This window comes from Dermacoccus sp. 147Ba, assembly GCF_004151355.1.
GTDB classification, from domain to species: domain Bacteria; phylum Actinomycetota; class Actinomycetes; order Actinomycetales; family Dermatophilaceae; genus Dermacoccus; species Dermacoccus abyssi.
The window spans coordinates 26159-44343 of record NZ_SEHL01000011.1; the positions used below are offsets into that span (position 1 = coordinate 26159).

Consider the following 18185-nt stretch of genomic DNA (forward strand, 5'->3'; position numbering starts at 1 on the left):
CGCACTTCGGTGCAGCTGATGCGGTTTGAGCAGGCTCAGAGTGCGTCAGGTGCACCGAACTGCGTCGGCTGCTGGCGGCGGTGTCTGACCGCTTCTCTCCGGTAAATTTGGGCGGACTTTTCGCTCGATAATCGAACATAAGTTCGATAAAATGAGGCGTGGAGACAACACAGCGTGACGACGTGGCCGAGGTGCTGGCCGCCGTTCGTGCGCTGCCTCTCGAAGCGCGGGTCGAGGCGTGGCACGCGGTGGGCGTCGAACTCTTCGAGGTCGCATCGCGTCCGACGATCGACTGGGGTGAGTCGTCGGCGCTCGCGGTGGACGCGGTAACCGTTGATGAGGAACTCGCCCAACTCGACGCCGAGCGACGCGCCCTCGAAGAGCTCACCGTCACGGCCGCGTACGTCTCGCGCAGCGCCGACGCCACGATGCACGCCTTCGCGGCGGCCCACGCTCGCGTCGTCACGCGACACGACGTTCTCGAGGTCGACCAGTGGGAGAGCGACCCGCGTCAGTTCGTGCCCGGCGAGTTCGCTGCCGACGATCTGGCGGCCCGGCTCGGAGTCCGTGTCGGTACGGCGGAGGCGTGGGCTGAAGCGGGTGACGCCGTGCGAGCCTCGTTGCCTCGCATGTTCGTCATGGCCGGCGCGGGCGAGATGCGCATGACGACTTGCGAGACGGTGCTTCGCGAACTCGAACACCTCGCGCCGGCCGAGCGGGAGAGCGTCGAGGGGATGCTCGTGTCCGGCCGGGCGCTGTTGGGCGGTTCGGCGGCGGTGAAGCGTCGTGTGCGGCGGCTCCTTGCCTCGCTCGGGCTGTCGGCGCCGGCGGATGAGGACGCGTCGGAGGCGCTCGTCGAGGTCTCGTTCCGCGAGCACCCCGATCAGCCCAGGCTCACGCAGATGACCGTTGTCATGGACGCCGACCAGGCGTGGCAGGTCCAGGCCGCCATCGATGCGCGTGCGCGCCAGCTGGCGCAGGAACACGAGCGTCTGCACGGCGGCGCGACGCGGTACCGGATGAACCGGGCGCGGGTCGATGCCTTCGTCGACCTGCTCCTCGGCTCCGTGAGATTCGACCCCATCGTGCGGCTCACCGTGCCCGTGCGCTGTTTCGAGGACGGCACCACCCCAGGCACAACCATGCCCTTCGCCGGTCAGGGGAGCGGCATGCCCGTTCCGTTCGGTGCGATCGATCGCAGTCGAGGCTGTTCTGCACAGGGTGGCTCGGGCCGTGGCGTTGCGCGGCCCGCCGCTGGGCAGGCCCCGTGGGGCGCGCTCTACCGGGAAGCCGAGGACGGCGTCGCGCCACTTGCCGCAGGGCAGGTTGGTGATGGCGTCGGGATAGGAACGGCAGGTCAGCGACGCGCCGCAACCGCCCCGCGCTCGACGACGCGAGTCGCCGACCTGCACGTGCCCGGCGTCGGTGTTGTGTCGGCGGCCTGCGTGGAGCGCCTCGCAGGGACGGTCGGTTCCGCCTTCACAGTCGCACTCGTCGACGAGAAGCGCGGCGTGACGCGGTGGACGTCGCGATTCACCTACCGCCCGTCGATCACCACGCGCCGGTTCGTCGAGCAGCGTGACGAGCACTGCCGCTTCCCCGGTTGCATGCGCCCGGGCGAGTTCTGCGATGCCGACCACGTCGTGCCGTACGCCGACGGCGGTGCAACGTCGGGCGAGAACCTGCAACTGCTGTGCCGTCACCATCACCGTGCGAAGACGTTCGGCGGCTGGGCGGTGGTCATGCGATCAGACGGCGTGTGTGTCTGGAACTCCCCGACCGGCACCTGGTACCGCACCGACCCGGCCGACACCACGGCCTACGAGATCACCTCTCGTGAGGGCTACGCGCTCATCGCCTGACGAACGGGGCTCACTCGAGATCCAGACGCATGAGATCGTCGGCCACACGAAACCCGAGCGAACGGTACAGCGGTATCGACATCTCCGACGGGGCGAGCACGATGCGCACCATCCCCTCGGCGCGGACGGCGTCGATGACCTCGGCCATCAAGGAGGCGGCAACACCGCGGCGGCGAAAGGTCGGTGTCACGAAGACGTTGGCCGCGTAAAGCCACCGAGCCGTCGGACGTCCAGGGCTCGGCACCCTCGTGTAGATCAGGGCATTAGCCATCCCCACCGGACGCCCGTCCGCCGCATGTGCGACGAAAGCACGTCGTCGGTGCCGTTCCGTCTGCCAACACGCGCGGAAGTGTCGCTCGAACTCCCTGTCCCCGGTGGGGACGCCGGACCACTCGTATCGCAACGTCAACTGATCCTCGGCATCCGTACCCACCGGGTTGATCGTCACCTCAGGCATGCCCATCCCGGGACCGTGCACCGCCCACCACCAGGGCCCGGCCTCAGGGCTTGCGCCAGAGGATCTCGCCGTGCGGCACGCAGAACCAGCCGTCAGGATGTTCACCCCACCTGCGCCATGCCGTCGCGATGTCCTCCAGTTCGGGGCGGGCGGCCGAACCGTCGGCCACGAGCTGTTCGGCCAAGAAGGTGTGGGTGACGCGATCGGCCCACAGCTCGGCCCACCACAGGCGTTCGTCGGATGCAGCATAGGTCCACGTGGAACTCGACGCTGTGGCGTCGACCAACCCCGCTGCGTGGGCCCAGGCGAACAGGCGCCGCCCGGCGTCGGGTTCACCCCTGTTGGCCCGTGCGGCCGCCGAGTACAGCTCGCGCCACCGCTGCATGTCCGCCGACTCCGGCCACCAGGTCATCGCGCCGTAGTCGGCATCACGGACGGCCACCACACCACCAGGACGCGTCACACGGGCCATCTCGCGCAGTGAGACGGCGGGGTCGGCGACGTGCTGCAGCACCTGATGCGCGTGGACGACGTCGAACGAGTCGTCCGGGAAGGACAGGTCGTGCACATCCTCCACCGCGAAGCTCATGTTCGTCACGCCCGCCGTCGAGGCGGCCTGGCGGGAGTGGCTCAGCGCGTCGTCGCTGATCTCGGTGACGGTCACGTGCTTCACGCGCCGCGCGAAGTCGATGCTGATCGTGCCCGGTCCGGCCCCGACGTCGAGCAGGCGTGCCCCGGGGGTGAGGTGCGGCGCCAGGTACGCCGCCGAGTTCTCCACGGTGCGCCACGAATGTGAACGCAGGACCGGTTCGCTGTGGCCGTGCGTGTAGACGGTGGAGGCATCGCCACTCATGGGTCAAGAGTGTCTGGAAATCGCGCACTGCGACACATTGCGAGATTCAATTCTCGCAGTGTGAGATGGCACGTTCAACCGTCACGCGTTGCGCGCCCGGCGCTGACGGGCGGGGCAGGCAGTGCTCGAGCGCTACCCGACCCGCGTGAACACGGCCACCACGAAGTCTGACGCGTTGTCGCGCGCGTGCAGCTCCCACGTCGCGAAGACGGCGTCACGGCGCCAGCCGGCGCGTTCGGCGTCCGCGAGGAACTGTTCGAGCACATAGCCGCGCTCGGTGCCGAACCCGACGGCCAGGCGACCGCCGTCACGCACCGCCTCGAACAACGACGCCAGCGCTCGCGCCTGGTCGCCGTCCTCCATGAACGGCAACACGTTGCCCGCACACACGGCAGCGTCGAACGGCGCTCCCAGGCTCTCGAAGAACCCGCCGGCACCGCGCCCATGTCGCACTGCTCGAAGCGGATGCCGGGCCAGTCCTCGCGTGCCGCATCGAGCAGCACCGGATCGAGGTCGACGCCCACAGGCTCGAGCGCCAGCGCCTTCATCGCGCCGCTGACTCGCCCTGGTCCGCATCCGGCGTCGAGCACCCGCGAACCCGGCCCGACGAGCGCCGCGACGAAGCGCGCCTCGCCCGCGAGATCCTCACCGTCGGCGGCCAGCCCACGCATCCGCTCGACGTACCAGGTCGAGTGGTTCGGGTCGTCCGCGATCGTGCGCGCCCAACTCGTCATCGGCGCTTCAGCCGCCGAACCCGTTCGGGTTGGCCGACTGCCAACGCCACGTGTCGACGCACATGTCGTCGATCGTCTTCTCGGCCTTCCAGCCGAGCTCCTCACGCGCGCGCGTCGGGTCGGCGTACGTCACCGGCAGATCGCCCGCACGCCGCGGACCCACCTCGTACGGCAACTCCTTGCCGCACGCCCGCTCGAACGCGTGGAGCAGCTTGAAAACGCTCGTGCCCTGCCCGGTGCCGAGGTTGAAGGCGCGCGCCGACTCGCTCATCGCGTCGAGGTGGTCGAGCGCCGCAACGTGCCCGGCCGCGAGGTCGACGACGTGGATGTAGTCGCGCTCACCCGTGCCGTCCTTCGTGTCGTAGTCGTCACCGAAGACGCCCAGCTTCTCGCGCCGCCCCACGGCCACCTGCGCGATGTACGGCATGAGGTTGTTCGGGATGCCGCTCGGGTCCTCACCGATGAGCCCGCTCTCGTGCGCGCCGATGGGGTTGAAGTAACGCAGGAGCGCCGCCTTGAAACCGGGGCTCGCGGCCGCGACGTCCGTGACGATCTGCTCGATCATCGCCTTCGTCCAGCCGTACGGGTTCGTCGCCCGAAGCGGCTCGTACTCCTCGTGGTACGGCAGCGGCGCATCCGGGCCGTACACCGTCGCCGACGACGAGAACACGAACTTCTCCACGCCGTGTTCGGTCATCGCCGCGAGCACCGCGAACGTCGAGTCGAGGTTGTTCGTGTAGTACATGAGCGGCTTTTCGACGCTCTCGCCGACGGCTTTGTAGCCGGCGAAGTGGATGACCGCGTCGGGCTTCACGTCCGCGACGAGGGCGTCCGTGGCTGCGACGTCGGTGAGGTCGACCTCGTGACACGTCACCGGCTGCCCGGCGATCTGCTCCAAGCGCTCAAGCACCTTGGGGCTCGAGTTCGCGAAGTTGTCGCCGATGACGGGTTCGTGGCCCGCCTCGAGCAGGGCGAGCACGGTGTGGGAGCCGATGAAACCGGCACCGCCGGTGACGAGAACGCGCATGCCGCCAGGATACGGCCCCGACGTGACAGGTCGGGGGAGGCGGCGTCAGTGGCGGGGGAGGTGCTCCACGCGTTCGACGAACGAGCGCACCAGATGAGTCACCGTCTGCGGCGATTCGAGCGGTACCGCGTGTCCGGCGCCTTCGACCGTGTGCACCTCGGCGCCCGAAATGAGCTCCTCGAGCCGCCTGCTGCGATATGGCGGATTGACGGCGTCGTCCTCGCCGACGATGAGCTGTGTCGGAACTCGGAGGCTGTGGGCCTCTGGCTGTGTGCCGCGGCGGTTCGCGAACGCGCGGATCGCGTGGCGCAACTCGGCTCGCGACGGCTGCCCGAACTCCTCGGCCCAGTGGTCGACCTCTCGCCGCACCTGCCCGCTGCGCAGGCTCGTCTCGCAGAAGAGCGCCTGCCTGAGTTTCGGGCGAACCGCCCACCCGCCGAGGCGCCGATAGCGATTGGCCAGGCGCAGGTACCAGTACGCGTCGTCGGGATCCTCCGCGTTCGCCGACGCCCCGAGCAAGGTGAGGGAACGGAAGAGTTCACCGCGCCGGGCCGCGAGCGGCAAGGCCGCCGAACCTCCCAAGCCGTGCCCGACGTAGTGCACTGGCCGGTTGATCGTCGAAAGAAGCGCCTCGAGGTCGTCGACGAGGTCGTTCATCGCGAACGGGCCGCGGGCCGACGTCAGCCCGTGCCCGCGCCAGTCGAAACTCACACAACGGAACTGCTGTCCGAGTGCGTCGAGTTGATGGTGGAAGAGAGACCCCGTGAAGAACAACCCGTGCCCCAGCACGACCACGGGGGCGTTCCGCGGGCCGGACTCGATGAAGTGGAGGGCCGCACCAGGGCGCTTCAACTCGGTCACGGGCACTCCTTCCTCACGGGGTGAATCGCCGGCCGCTAGTCGGACGGGCGACTCGGAACCCTGCCCGAGAGGGTGAGAAGTCGGCTGGGGACGGGCGACTCAACGGTAGGTGACGTACCCCTCGCGACCTTGGAGATGGCTGTGGTCGTTCACCGTGAGTGCCGTGAGTGTGCGCCCGACGAGGATCTTCGTCACGGACGCGTTGACCGTCGTGGCGCTGAGATTGTGCCAGACGGCCACCGCGGCGTCACTGACGCCCGCGGCGCCCGCACTCGAGACGGCGCGTTCCTTCGCCGAGCTCGTGAGCAGGTGCGAAGCCACCCACGAGATCGGCCCGCCGGACGACACGACGACGGCGTCCTGCCCCGAGGAGAGCCGCGACGTCACGCGCCCCAGCGCGAGCATGATGCGGTCGGCGAACTGGGCGAACGTCTCGTCGTAGTCGTCGTGCTCACCCGACGTCCACCGACCGGTGGCCTCGACGAACATCTCCTGGAACGCCCGGCGCGGGTTGCCGCGGCGCGCGAGGTCGGCCTGCATGACGGCCTGGTTCGTGTACGCCGGTTTGTGCGTGTAGACGATGGCGTCGTGGTCGTACTCGTTCCACCCCTCGTCGATGTCGACGGGAGCCTCCCAGCCGGCCTCCTCCCACATGCGCGAACCCGTGACGCGCTGGCGCTGAAGCGAACCCGTGACCAGCAGGGCGGGCTTCACGCCGCACCCGGCGAGGGCGGCGCCCGTCATGCGCGCCTGCTCCTCACCGAGCGGCGACAGCTTATCGTAGTCGCTGCGCCCGAAGCTGGCCTGGCCGTGACGCACGAGGTAGACAATGCTCACGCCCCGTCCCCGTTCGCGCCGATCAGCTTCTCGCAGCGCCACTCGAGGTAGTTGACCATCGGTCGGAACTGCTTGAAGACGGGGTTGTGCGTCTGCCCGTTCGCGTAGCGGTAGTAGATCTGCTGCGCGATGACGGCCAGGCGGAACAGCCCGAACACCTCGTAGAACAGCTGATCCTTCGGGTCGATCGTGCGCCCGGACTTCTCGGCGTAGTAGCTCCACACCTCGTCGCGCGTCATCATGCCCGGCGTGTGCGTCGGCTGACGGCGTGAGCCGCGCATGAATTCGTCATCGTCGGCCTGCACCCAGTAGGCGAGGGCCCCGCCGAGATCCATGAGTGGATCGCCGAGGGTTGCCATCTCCCAGTCGAGGATGCCCAGGATGCGCGTCGGGTCGTCCTTGTCGAGCACGAAGTTGTCGAAGCGGTAGTCGTTGTGGATGAGGCAGTTCGCGACGTCCTGCGGCTGGTGCTCGTCGAGCCACGCCATGACCGTCTCGAACGAGCCGGTGCCGTGCTCCTCGCCGTGCGTGCGGGCCTTGCGGTAGCGCGCGGACCACCCCTCGACCTGACGACGCACGTAGCCCTCGCCCTTGCCGAACGACTCCAGCCCCGCGGCCTGGATGTCGACCGAGTGCAACGCGATGAGTTCGTCGATCGCCGTCTCGCACAGCTTGCGCACGCCGTCCTCGTCGAGGCCCATCTCCGGCGGGATCTCCTGACGCAGGATGATGCCGTCGAGGCGCTCCATGACGTAGAACTCGCTGGCGATGACCGACTCGTCGTCACAGAAGGCCACCATCGGCGCGACGGCGGGAAAGTGCGGCGCGAGTGCGCGCTGGATGTCGTGCTCGCGGCGCATGTCGTGCGCGCCCTTGGCCTTCGTGCCCGAGGGCGGGCGGCGCAGGATGAGGTCGCGCTCCGGGTAGCGCAGGAGGTAGGTGAGGTTGCTCGCCCCGCCCGTGAACTGTCGCACCTCGGGCGTGCCGTCGAGACCGCTCGTGTCGGCCTCGGGGTGTGCGTTCTCGCGCAGCCACTGCGCGACGGCGGCCACGTCGAACGCGTCCTCCTCGCGCATCGCTCCCGCGTTGGCCTCGACGTCGTCGAGCGTCTTGTCGGCGGGCGTCGTCACTTGGCCGCTCCGGCACCCTGCGCCGCGAGGTAGGACTTGAGCTCCTCACGGGCCACCATGCCGAGGTGCACCTCGTCCGGGCCATCGGCCAGGCGCAGCGAGCGGGCGTTCGCGTAGGCGGCCGTGAGCGGGAAGTCGTCCGACATGCCGCCGCCGCCGTGGATCTGGATGGCGAAGTCGATGATGTCGCACGCGATCGACGGCACGATCGCCTTGATGGCGCTGACGTCGACGCGCGCCGCCTGGGTGCCGCCGTCGTCGAGCTTCCACGCGGCCTGCTGCACGAGCAGGCGCGCCATGTCGAGCTCGATGCGCGCCTTCGCGAGGCGCTCGCGGTTGCCGCCGAGCAGCATGAGCGGCTTGCCGAACGCGACACGCTCGGTGCCGCGCTTGCACGAAAGTTCGAGGGCCATCTCCGACAGGCCGATGAGACGCATGCAGTGGTGGATGCGGCCCGGGCCGAGACGGCCCTGTGCGATGGCGAAGGCCTTGCCCGGCCCTGCGAGGACGTTGGAGAGGGGAACGCGAACGTCCTTGAGTTCGACCTCGCAGTGGCCGAACGGCTCGTCGAGCTGACCCATGACGGGCAGGGCGCGCTTGATCGTGACGCCCGGAGCGTCGGCCGGAACGAGCACCATCGAGTGACGTCCGTAGCGGTCGGCGTCGGGGTCGCTCAGACCCATGAAGACGAAGACCTTGCAGTCGGGGTGCGCGGCGCCCGAGCTCCACCACTTGCGACCGTTGATGACGACCTCGTCGCCGTCGATGACGGCCCGCGCGTCCATGTTCGTGGCGTCCGAGGAGGCGACCGCCGGCTCCGTCATGAGGAACGCCGAGCGGATCTTGCCCTCGAGCAGCGGCACGAGCCACTCCTCCTGCTGCTCGCGCGTGCCGTACTTGAGCAGCACCTCCATGTTGCCCGTGTCCGGTGCGTTGCAGTTGAAGATCATCGGCGACAGTGCCGTGCGCCCCGTCTTCTCGGCGATGGCTGCGTAGTCGACGTTCGAGAAGCCCTTGCCGCCCCGGGTGCCGAAGCGCTCGGCCCACTCGTCGCCCTCGCCCACGGGCAAGAACATGTTCCACAGACCGGCGGCTCGGGCCTCGGCCTTGAGCTCCTCGATCTTCGGGTGGACGACGAACGAGTTCTCGCCCTTGGCCTTGAGGTCGGCGTAGAAGTGTTGAATCTCGACTTCGGCGGGCTCGATCTTCTCGCGGACGAAGGCGTCCACTTCATCGGCGAGTTCCTGGGCGAGGGGTGAGAGTGTGAGGTCCATGTCTTGACTGTAGTCACACTATTGAGCAATGCTCAATAGTGTGAACGAGCAGATTTCTCCAGTACCCGCCAAGAGGGTGCGGTTGACGAAGGACGAGCGCAGCCGGCAACTCGTCATCATCGGCCTCAAGAAGCTGGCGTACCGCCCCATCCAGGAGGTGTCGCTCGACGAGGTCGCCGCCGAGGCCGGCATCTCGCGCGCCCTGCTCTTCCACTACTTCCCGACGAAGGCCGCGTACTACGAGGCCGTCGTGCACGCCGCCGGGCGCCGGGTCGTTCACACGGTACAACCGGACGCCGACGCCACCGGGCGTGAAGCGCTGCGCCAGGTCATCACCCGCTACATCGCACGCATTGCGCGACGACGCGAGATCTACATCGCCCTCGTGCGCGGCAACCTCAGCGACTTCGGCGGCGCGGAGGCCGCGGACACGTGGCGCGGTCGCGTCACCGACTTCGTCCTCGACGCCCTTGCCGACGACGGCGTGAACGCCAGTCCCGTCGCGATCCGCGGCTGGCTCGCCTACGTTGAAGACCTGGCCCTGTCGTGGACGAGCGGCGAGGTCGACGGTGAGCGGCCCGGTCGTGAGGAACTCGTCGACCACTGCGAAGCCGCCCTCGACGCCCTGCTCGCGGTGAACCGCACCACCCCCTTGCCGTGGGGCGAGAACCCCACCGCCTGAACCACTCGACACCCGACGAACCGCACCAAGGAGAACAACGATGCGCGCAGTACAGGTCACCACGCTCGACGGCCCGTCGGCCGTCGAGATCAACGACATCGCCGAGCCCACGCCGGGCAAGGGCGACGTTCTCGTCGAGGTGCGGGCCGCGGGCCTGTGCTACCCCGACTCGCTGCTGACGCGCGGGCTCTACCAGATGAAGCCCGAGCCGCCCTTCGTCCTCGGTTCCGAGGTGGCGGGCGTTGTCGTCAGTGCCCCGGAAGGTTCGGGGTTCAGTGAGGGCGACCGCGTGGTCGCGTTCCCCGGCTTCGGTGGCCTCGCCGAGCGCGTGGCCGTGCCCGCGCCGTTCGTCTTCGCGCTGCCCGACGGCGTCTCCTTCGAGGAGGGCGCGGCCCTGCCGATGAACTACCTCACCGTGCAGTTCGCGCTCGACCGACGCGGCCGCCTCGCCGAGGGGGAGACCGTGCTCGTCCACGGAGCCGCCGGCGGCATCGGCATCGCGGCGATCCAGCACGCGAAGGCGCGCGGGGCCAAGGTCGTCGCCGTCGCGTCGAGCGAAGCCAAGCGCGAGATCGCGACGGCTGCAGGCGCCGACCACGCCATCGCGCCGGAGGGTTTCAAGGACGCCGTCATGGAAATCACCGAGGGCCGCGGCGTCGACATCGTCGTCGACCCGGTCGGCGGCGACCGCTTCACCGACTCCCTGCGCAGCCTCGGCGTCGAGGGCCGCATGCTCGTGCTCGGCTTCACCGGCGGCTCGATCCCCGAGGTCAAGGTCAACCGCCTGCTCCTCAACAACATCGACGTCGTAGGCGTCGGCTGGGGCGCGTTCTGGATGCCCCGGCCCGAGACGGTGCCCGAGCAGTGGAAGGCCATCGAGCCCCTCGTCGCGAGCGGCGCGCTCAAGCCGGTGCTCGGCCCCGTGCGTCCGCTCGAGAAGGCCGGCGAGGCCATCGCCGAGATGGAGGAGCGCCGCGCCGAGGGCAAGCTCGTCCTCACGCTCTGACGCGCGAGCGGCCGCCGCCTCGTGAAAAGGTGGGGTCATGTCGTGGAGTCCTGAGCAGATCGCCGTCGTCGAGTCCGCGAGGTTCGCGTCGGTCGCCGCCGGCGGGTACCACGCGGACGACGTCGAACGCCTGCGCGTGCGCGCCCTGACGGCGATGCGCAAGGCGAAGCCCCTGCCCGACCTCGACGCCATGGCGCTGCGCCGTACGCCGCGCGGAGGCGTGTCGCGGACGCAGGTCGCGGGCTTCCTCACCCTCATGTCGGTGTGGTCGGCCACCACCGTCGTCGAGCACCCCGACGAGGTGGCGCGCCGCGAGCGCGACGCCGAGATCGCCGCGCTGACGACACGGGACGACGACACGACGCTGCGCTGGACGCACGAGCAGATGGACCTCGTGCGGGAGAAGAAGTTCACCCTCATCGGGCGCGCCTCGACGAGCTACGACGAACACGACGTCGACGACTACCTCGACTCGGTCGTCATCGCGATGCGCCGTGGCATCGAACTGCCCGATCCGCAGTACGCGCGGTTCGACTCGGCGGGGCTGCGCCGAGGGTACGACCCCAAGGAGGTCGACGACTTCCTCGACGAGATCGCCCACATGCAACCGGAGGGCTGATGAGCGACCAGACGCACGAGCAGGAGAGCGAGATCAAGGCCAAGGTGGCCGCCGAACTGCGCGAGGCGACGGTGGCCGAGGCCTCGGCCGAGGAGCTGCCCGACGAGAACACCGTCTCCAAGGCGGCCGTCTACCTCAACACGAAGCTGCCCAAGACCCGCACCATCGCGCAGGCACTCGTGCGCGACGAAGCGGGCGGCGTCATGCTGTGCGAGCTCTCGTACAAGCGCTTCTGGGATCTGCCCGGCGGCGTCGTCGACCCCCACGAGTCGCCCGCACACGCGGTGGTGCGCGAACTCGACGAGGAACTCGGCGTCAAGGCCACCCTCACCGGGCTGCGCATCGTGTCGTGGCTGCCGCCGTGGCGCGGCTGGGACGACGCGATGCTCTACGTCTTCGAGGCCACGCTCGACCGCTCGAGTGACGACTTCACCCTGCAGCGCAAGGAGATCGCCGGCATCCACCACGTGGCGCCCAGCGATCTCGACGACCACGTCGCGGCGTACACGGCCAAGGTGATCCGCCAGGCGATCGCGGCCGCCGACGCCGGACGCTTCGGCGTCTACCTCGAGAACGGCGAAGCGCCCGACTGGGCGTGATCGAGGCTCAGTAGCGCGACATCGTCGGCCCGCCCGGGCGACCGGGGCCGCGGCGGTCGTAGCCGCGCGGCGCAGGACGGCGGGTGTCGTCGTCGGTGTCGAAGAAGAGGCCCAGCACCCACGACACGAACGTCACGACGAGGGCGCCGAGCACTGCCGTTGGCCAGAACTGGTCGACGTGGAAGTCGAGACCGAACACTCCCGAGAGCCACGACGTCAAGGCCAGCATGGCCGCGTTGATGACGAAGATGAACAGCCCGAGCGTCACGATGAGGAACGGGAAACCGAAGAACTTCGCGACGGGCCGGACGACGGCGTTGACGAGGCCGAACACCGCCGCGACGACGGCGATGGTGAGCACCTTGGAGGTCGTGGTGCTCGCGCCGTCGGCCAGCGTGATGCCGTCGACGAGCGCTGCGGCGGCCCAGAGTGCGAGGCCGTTGATGGCGATCTTGAGCAGAGTGCGCATGTCTCCAGTGTGACCCTCAAGCCTGTGGCGGAGCCGTGAGGGCCCAGAGCGTCATCTCGTCGAGGTGCGGCTGGTAGGTGGCGTAGTTGTGGCCACCGAAGGCGCGGTCGAGCCGCGTCAGATACAGGTGGAGGTCCGGGTTCCAAGGTCACTCAAAGGTCACTCGTCGCTCTCATCATCATGCGGAATTCTCCGCTTCCAAAGAGGGCCAGAACCCTTGCTGGCTTTCCAGTTATCGCTCCCCCAGGATCCAAACTCAAAAAGGATGTAGAGCACAGCTCCAACCATAAGAATGACGAAGAAGAGAACGCCGAGGGGAGTCACGGACGAGCCTCCGAGGGATACAAACATGTGTGCTCCATTCACCCAAAAGACCACGAAGGGGTCACCCTAATTCTCAGCTTGGCTGACAATGGCGACGTGCGCATCGGCACCGAAACCGCCATAGTCTCCTGCCGAATCTGAATCCGTGTAGCCCAGACCAGAGAGGAGGAGCTGAGTCTGCGGACCACTCGGAAGATCTCCAGTTTTTCGCTGAGCGTTAATGCCTACGCCTGGGGTTCCAATGCCTGTCCCGGCAGAATAGTTGATGTCTCCGTCGGCGAAGTTGACGGACCCACTCATACGCCCAGTAGCAAACTCAATACCGACTGACACGTGGTCGCGACCCGCCGGGTCGAACTGGCCGATTGGGTCCGAGCCCGCGCCCGGCTGGGAGGGCGCCGGGGCAGATCTAAGGTGCTGGGTATGACCGACGAGACCCTCGCCACCCCCGTCCGACTGCGTACGACGCTCGACTCGGTGCCCGGCTACAAGCCCGGCAAACCGGCCGCAGCTGAGGGGGACACGGTCGTCTACAAGATCTCGAGCAACGAGAACCCGTACCCGCCGCTGCCGTCCGTCGTCGAGGCCGTCCACGAGGCCGTCGCGACGATGAACCGCTACCCCGACATGGCCTCCTCGGAGCTCACGCACGCTCTCGCGCAAAAGCTCGGTGTCAGTGACGACGAGGTCAGCTTCGGCACCGGATCGGTCGGCATCCTCGCCGCGCTCATCGCCATCACGTGCGAGCCGGGTGACGAGGTCGTCTACGCGTGGCGCTCGTTCGAGGCCTACCCCATCGTCACCGCGCTGACCGGTGCACGCTCGGTTCAGGTGCCCCTCGACGCCGACTCCCGCCACGACCTCGACGCCATGGCAGCCGCCGTCACCGACCGCACCCGCCTGCTCATCGTGTGCACCCCGAACAACCCCACCGGCCCCAGCGTTCGTACCGACGAACTTCGGGCCTTCATCGAGAAGCTTCCGAAGGATCTGCTCGTCGTTCTCGACGAGGCCTACCTCGAGTTCGTCGAGGCCGACGACGCTCCGGACGCGCTCGCGTTCTACCGGGAGTTCCCCAACGTCGTCGTGCTGCGCACGTTCTCCAAGGCCTACGGCCTGGCGGGGCTGCGCGTCGGCTACGCCGTGGCGCGCCCGCGCATCACCGAGGCCCTGCGCAAGGCGGCCACGCCGTTCGGCGTCAACGACATGGCACAGAAGGCGGCTGTCGCCAGCCTCGCTGCGTACGACGAACTCGAGGAGCGCGTGCAGGCCCTCGTCGCCGAGCGCCGACGCGTCGTCGAGGCGCTCGCCGACGCCGACCTCAACATCCCCGACACGCAGGCCAACTTCGTCTGGCTGCCGCTCGGCGAGCGCACGGAGGAGTTCGCCGGCGTCGCGAAGGACGCCGGACTCGTCGTGCGTCCGTTCGCGGGGGAGGGCGTGCGCGCCACCATCGCGGAGCCGGAGGCCAACGACCGCCTTGTCGACGTTGTGAAGGGTTTCGTCGGCCCTCGATGACCACATGGTGAGACTCGCCGCTCACCCCTCGAAATCCGCGGCGGCGCAAGGAAAAAGTGACGCGCGGGTAGTGCTTCGCAGGTCGTTTGGTCGGGTACCGTCATCATCTGTGGCGTGACCTGCGTCACAAGATCCCGACGAGGTGGTACGGCGCATCAACCGTCCACCACCGAACGCGGGGGTGACGCATCGTTCGCCTCCGCCGAGGAGGAACGATGACGATCTCCGGAGCATCGGAAGGCATCGACGGCGTCACGCACGTCGCAGGCCACAAGCTCGACGGTTTGCCCGACGTCACGGACGGCGGCCCGGACATGGTGCAGCTCATTGCACCCGACGGTTCGCGCACGCCGATGTCGAGCGTCAACGAGCCGTACATGGAAGCGCTCAAGGCCATCACGGCCGAAGAGGTGCGCGCCATGTACCGCGACATGGTGCTCGTGCGCCGGTTCGACATCGAGGGCTACAGCCTCCAGCGCCAGGGTGAGCTGGGCCTGTGGCCGCAGCTCCTCGGCCAGGAGGCCGCGCAGGTCGCCGCCGGCCACGCCATGCGTGAGCAGGACTTCGCCTACCCGGGCTACCGCGAGCACGGCGTCGCGTTCTGCCGCGGCATCACGCCCGCGCAGGTCTTCGCCACCTACCGCGGTGTGAGCCACGGTGGCTGGAACCCGGCCGACCACAACTTCGCCACGTTCACCATCGTCATCGGCAACCAGATGCTCAACGCCGCCGGCTACGCCATGGGCGTGCGCCTCGACGGCCTCGTGGGCACCGGAGACGACACGAAGGACACGGCCGTCATCGCGTTCACGGGTGACGGTGGCACGAGCCAGGGTGACTTCAACGAGGCCATGGTCTACGCGGCCGTCAACCACTCGCCGATGGTCTTCTTCATCCAGAACAACGGTTGGGCGATCAGCGAGCCCAACACGCGCCAGTTCATCATTCCGCCGTACAAACGCGCGGACGGCTTCGGCTTCCCCGGTGTGCGCACCGACGGCAACGACGTGCTCGCCACCTGGGCCGTCACGCGCCGCAGCCTCGACAACGCACGCAGCGGGCTCGGCCCGACGCTCATCGAGGCCTTCACCTATCGCATGGGCGCCCACACGACGTCCGACGACCCGACGCGCTACCGCGAGGAGGCGCACGTCGAGGCGTGGAAGGCCAAGGACCCGATCGCGCGTCTGCGCGCCCTGCTCGAGCGTGAGAACCACGCCGACGCGTCGTTCTTCGACGATGTCGACGCCGAGGCGAAGGATCTGGCCGCTGGTTGGCGCCGCTCCTGCGTCGAGATGGCCGACCCGGAGATGACGGCGATGTTCGACAACGCCTACATCCACCTCGACCCGCAGCTGCGCGCGCAGCGCGAGGAGTTCGCCGAGTACCTCGCGTCCTTCGAGGAGGCGAGCGCGTGAGCACGTCGGAGACCGCTGAGAAGGCTCCCGTTCGCGCCAAGAAGCCGCCGAAGCTCTCGCTCGCCCGCGCTCTCAACGCGGCGATGCACGACGCGATGGTAGCCGACGACAAGGTCGTCGTCATCGGTGAGGACGTCGGTGACCTCGGCGGCGTCTTCCGCCTCACCGACGGCCTCAAGCGCGAGTTCGGCGAGCGCGTCATCGACCCACCGCTGGCCGAGTCCGGCATCGTCGGTTCGGCCGTCGGTCTTGCGATGCGCGGCTACCGCCCGATCGTCGAGATCCAGTTCGACGGCTTCGTCTACCCGGCCTTCGACCAGATCGTCAGTCAGGTGAGCAAGCTGCACAACCGCACCGGTGGCGCGGTGAAGCTGCCGATGGTCATCCGCATCCCGTTCGGTGGCGGCATCGGCGCCGTCGAGCACCACAGCGAGTCGAACGAGTCGTACTTCGTGCACACCGCCGGCCTGCGCGTTGTCGTCTGCTCGCGGCCCGTCGACGCGTACTGGATGATGCGCCAGGCCATCGACTCCGACGACCCGGTCGTGTTCTACGAGCCCAAGCGTCGCTACCACGAGCCGAGCCCCGACCAGCTCGATCTCGCAGCCGGCCCGCAGCGCGACCTGTACGAGGCCGAGGTTCTGCGCGAGGGCACCGACCTCACGCTCCTGGCCTACGGCCCGATGGTGCGCACCTGCCTCGACGTGGCCAAGGCCGCCGAGGAGGAGGGACGATCCCTGGAGGTCATCGACCTGCGCACGCTCTCGCCGCTCGACGAGGAGACGATCTGCGAGTCGGTTCGCAAGACCGGTCGCGCCGTCGTCGTCCACGAGGCCGCCCGCACGCTCGGTATGGGCGCCGAGATCGCCGCCATCATCCAGGAGAAGTGCTTCTACTCGCTCGAAGCGCCGGTGCAGCGCGTCACGGGATACGACATCCCGTACCCGCCGAGCCGCCACGAGCGCGAGTACCTTCCCGGCCTCGACCGCATCCTCGATGCCGTCGACGCAGCCTTCAGCTTCTAGGAGACACGCCAGTGCCTGTTCTGCAGTTCCCCCTGCCCGATCCCGGTGAGGGCCTCGTCGAGGCCGAGATCGTCACGTGGCACGTCGCCGCGGGCGACACCGTGGAGGTCAACCAGCCCGTCCTCGAGATCGAGACGGCCAAGTCGCTCGTCGAGCTGCCCATCCCGTGGGAGGGCAAGGTCGTCGAGATCCTCGTTCCCGAGGGTGAGACCGTCGAGGTCGGTACGCCGATCGTGACGATCGAGGTCGGCGGCGACGTCGACGTTGTCGAGGCCGCCGTCGACGGTGCTGCCGAGGTCGACGCCTCGACGTCCGAGTCGCCGGCCGAAGAAGCGGCTGACGACATGCAGGCCTCCGCCGAGGTCGCGCCCCCGGCAAACGACGCTCCGGCGGCCACGGCAGCCGAGGGCGACGAGGAGCCGCAGCAGAAGACCCTCGTCGGGTACGGCCCGACGGCGTCCAGCACGAGCCGCCGCGCCCGTCGCAACCGCCCGGACGCAGGTGAGCGTGCGCTCGCCGCCCCGGCGACGCGCGGTTTCGCGAAGGCGCAGGGCGTCGACATCGACGAGGTGAAGGCCTCGCGCGACGACGGCGTCGCCAGCCGTGACGATGTGTCGGCTGCGGCAGGAGCGTCGACTCCCCGCCACATGCGTCCCGACGCGCCTACGGCGCCGGCTGCCCCGAGCGCGGTCGACGCCGCTGCGGCGGCTCGCTCGACGGCCCCCGAGCCTCCGGTCGTTCCGGCAGCGGCCCCGGCTGCTTCGGGTGGCCTGACGGACGAGCGTCTGCCGATCAAGGGTGTGCGCAAGGTGACGGCCCAGGCGATGGTGAGCAGCGCGTTCACCGCGCCGCACGTCAGCGAGTTCTACACCGTCGACATGACGCGCACGATGGAGTTCGTCAAGGAGTTGCAGCGCGACCGCGAGTTCCGCGACGTCAAGGTGACGCCGAACCTCATCGTCGCGAAGGCGTGCCTCATTGCGATGAAGCGCGAGCCGATGATGAACGCGCTGTGGGACGAGGCGAACGCCGAGATCGTCATGCGCTCCGAGGTGAACCTCGGCATCGCGGCGGCCACCGACCGTGGCCTGCTCGTGCCGAACATCAAGAACGCCGGACGCTTCGGCCTGCTCGATCTGGCGCGGGAGATGGCGAAGCTCATCGACATCGCCCGTCACGGCAAGCCGAGCCCGGCCATCCTCAACGGCGGCACGTTCACGATCAGCAACATCGGCGTCTTCGGAGTCGACGCCGGAACGCCGATCATCAAGCCCGGTGAGAGCGGCATCCTGGCCATCGGCGCGGTGCGTCCGATGCCGTGGGTCGTCACGAACGACGCCGGTGAGCAGGACATCGCGATCCGCCAGGTGGCCCAGCTCTCGCTGAGCTTCGACCACCGCCTCATCGACGGCGACGTCGGCTCGCGCTTCCTCTCGACGGTCGGCCAGATCCTCGAGAACCCCGCGAAGGGCATTGCCTGGGCCTGACGC

General features: G+C 68.6%; 18 protein-coding genes and 1 pseudogene. 9 read left to right on the forward strand and 10 right to left on the reverse strand.

Features of this window, described 5'->3' with window-relative positions; all coding sequences use genetic code 11:
* Nucleotides 1–158: 158 nt before the first annotated feature.
* Nucleotides 159–1862 (forward strand): HNH endonuclease signature motif containing protein, encoded by a 1704-nt coding sequence (locus tag EVU97_RS13115; protein ID WP_129666439.1) that lies wholly within the window; start codon nucleotides 159–161, stop codon nucleotides 1860–1862.
* Nucleotides 1863–1872: 10 nt separating this feature from the next.
* On the opposite strand, the gene EVU97_RS13120 is transcribed toward EVU97_RS13115, so the two are convergent.
* From EVU97_RS13120 to EVU97_RS13155, 9 genes and pseudogenes are all read right to left on the reverse strand, one after another.
* Entirely contained in the window at nucleotides 1873–2325 is a 453-nt protein-coding gene (locus EVU97_RS13120; protein ID WP_129666441.1) for a GNAT family N-acetyltransferase, read from the reverse strand.
* Between the two features lie 37 nt (nucleotides 2326–2362).
* On the reverse strand, nucleotides 2363–3172 hold the full coding sequence (locus EVU97_RS13125) for a class I SAM-dependent methyltransferase (protein WP_129666443.1): 810 nt from the start codon (nucleotides 3170–3172) through the stop codon (nucleotides 2363–2365).
* 132 nt (nucleotides 3173–3304) lie between these two features.
* Nucleotides 3305–3625: a hypothetical protein gene (locus EVU97_RS15305; protein ID WP_240730239.1), complete on the reverse strand. Its 321-nt coding sequence runs from the start codon at nucleotides 3623–3625 to the stop codon at nucleotides 3305–3307.
* Between the two features lie 35 nt (nucleotides 3626–3660).
* A pseudogene (locus tag EVU97_RS15465) lies at nucleotides 3661–3906 on the reverse strand (class I SAM-dependent methyltransferase); the annotation flags it as partial.
* 7 nt (nucleotides 3907–3913) lie between these two features.
* The gene (gene galE / locus EVU97_RS13135; RefSeq protein ID WP_129666445.1) at nucleotides 3914–4933 is read right to left on the reverse strand and encodes a UDP-glucose 4-epimerase GalE; all 1020 of its coding nucleotides are present in this window, start codon (nucleotides 4931–4933) and stop codon (nucleotides 3914–3916) included.
* A 45-nt stretch (nucleotides 4934–4978) separates the two neighbouring features.
* Nucleotides 4979–5794, reverse strand: coding sequence for an alpha/beta fold hydrolase (locus EVU97_RS13140; protein WP_165357971.1), 816 nt, complete (start codon nucleotides 5792–5794; stop codon nucleotides 4979–4981).
* Between the two features lie 99 nt (nucleotides 5795–5893).
* Complete coding sequence (locus EVU97_RS13145; protein ID WP_047310634.1) at nucleotides 5894–6631, reverse strand: histidine phosphatase family protein; 738 nt, start codon at nucleotides 6629–6631, stop codon at nucleotides 5894–5896.
* On the reverse strand, nucleotides 6628–7761 hold the full coding sequence (locus tag EVU97_RS13150) for a phosphotransferase family protein (RefSeq protein WP_240730234.1): 1134 nt from the start codon (nucleotides 7759–7761) through the stop codon (nucleotides 6628–6630). Before EVU97_RS13150 ends, EVU97_RS13145 begins: the two co-directional genes overlap by 4 nt.
* Nucleotides 7758–9035, reverse strand: coding sequence for an acyl-CoA dehydrogenase family protein (locus EVU97_RS13155; RefSeq protein ID WP_129666449.1), 1278 nt, complete (start codon nucleotides 9033–9035; stop codon nucleotides 7758–7760). Before EVU97_RS13155 ends, EVU97_RS13150 begins: the two co-directional genes overlap by 4 nt.
* Nucleotides 9036–9063: 28 nt before the next feature.
* Between EVU97_RS13155 and EVU97_RS13160 the strand changes: the two genes are divergently transcribed.
* The 4 genes from EVU97_RS13160 to EVU97_RS13175 are packed head-to-tail and all read left to right on the forward strand — an operon-like array spanning nucleotide 9064 to nucleotide 11941.
* A complete protein-coding gene (locus EVU97_RS13160; protein WP_205744923.1) occupies nucleotides 9064–9717 on the forward strand; it encodes a TetR/AcrR family transcriptional regulator in 654 nt (217 codons plus the stop codon).
* Between the two features lie 40 nt (nucleotides 9718–9757).
* Nucleotides 9758–10723, forward strand: coding sequence for an NADPH:quinone oxidoreductase family protein (locus EVU97_RS13165; protein WP_129666451.1), 966 nt, complete (start codon nucleotides 9758–9760; stop codon nucleotides 10721–10723).
* A 37-nt stretch (nucleotides 10724–10760) separates the two neighbouring features.
* Nucleotides 10761–11342, forward strand: coding sequence for a DivIVA domain-containing protein (locus EVU97_RS13170; RefSeq protein WP_129666453.1), 582 nt, complete (start codon nucleotides 10761–10763; stop codon nucleotides 11340–11342).
* On the forward strand, nucleotides 11342–11941 hold the full coding sequence (locus EVU97_RS13175) for an NUDIX hydrolase (RefSeq protein ID WP_129666455.1): 600 nt from the start codon (nucleotides 11342–11344) through the stop codon (nucleotides 11939–11941). Before EVU97_RS13170 ends, EVU97_RS13175 begins: the two co-directional genes overlap by 1 nt.
* Nucleotides 11942–11948: 7 nt before the next feature.
* Here EVU97_RS13175 and EVU97_RS13180 read toward each other — a convergent pair whose 3' ends face one another.
* Nucleotides 11949–12410: a phage holin family protein gene (locus tag EVU97_RS13180; protein WP_129666457.1), complete on the reverse strand. Its 462-nt coding sequence runs from the start codon at nucleotides 12408–12410 to the stop codon at nucleotides 11949–11951.
* A 747-nt stretch (nucleotides 12411–13157) separates the two neighbouring features.
* On the opposite strand from EVU97_RS13180, the gene hisC reads away from it, so the two are divergent.
* The 4 genes from hisC (at nucleotide 13158) to EVU97_RS13200 (ending at nucleotide 18182) form a co-directional block, all read left to right on the forward strand.
* Entirely contained in the window at nucleotides 13158–14252 is a 1095-nt protein-coding gene (gene hisC, locus EVU97_RS13185; protein WP_129666459.1) for a histidinol-phosphate transaminase, read from the forward strand.
* 215 nt (nucleotides 14253–14467) lie between these two features.
* Nucleotides 14468–15670 carry a thiamine pyrophosphate-dependent dehydrogenase E1 component subunit alpha gene (locus EVU97_RS13190; RefSeq protein ID WP_129666461.1) on the forward strand — a complete coding sequence of 401 codons (1203 nt, stop codon included), beginning with the start codon at nucleotides 14468–14470 and terminating at the stop codon, nucleotides 15668–15670.
* A complete protein-coding gene (locus EVU97_RS13195; protein WP_082128641.1) occupies nucleotides 15667–16695 on the forward strand; it encodes an alpha-ketoacid dehydrogenase subunit beta in 1029 nt (342 codons plus the stop codon). The genes EVU97_RS13190 and EVU97_RS13195 overlap by 4 nt, the downstream gene beginning before the upstream one ends.
* Before the next feature lie 11 nt (nucleotides 16696–16706).
* Nucleotides 16707–18182, forward strand: coding sequence for a dihydrolipoamide acetyltransferase family protein (locus EVU97_RS13200; protein ID WP_129666463.1), 1476 nt, complete (start codon nucleotides 16707–16709; stop codon nucleotides 18180–18182).
* Nucleotides 18183–18185: the final 3 nt, after the last annotated feature.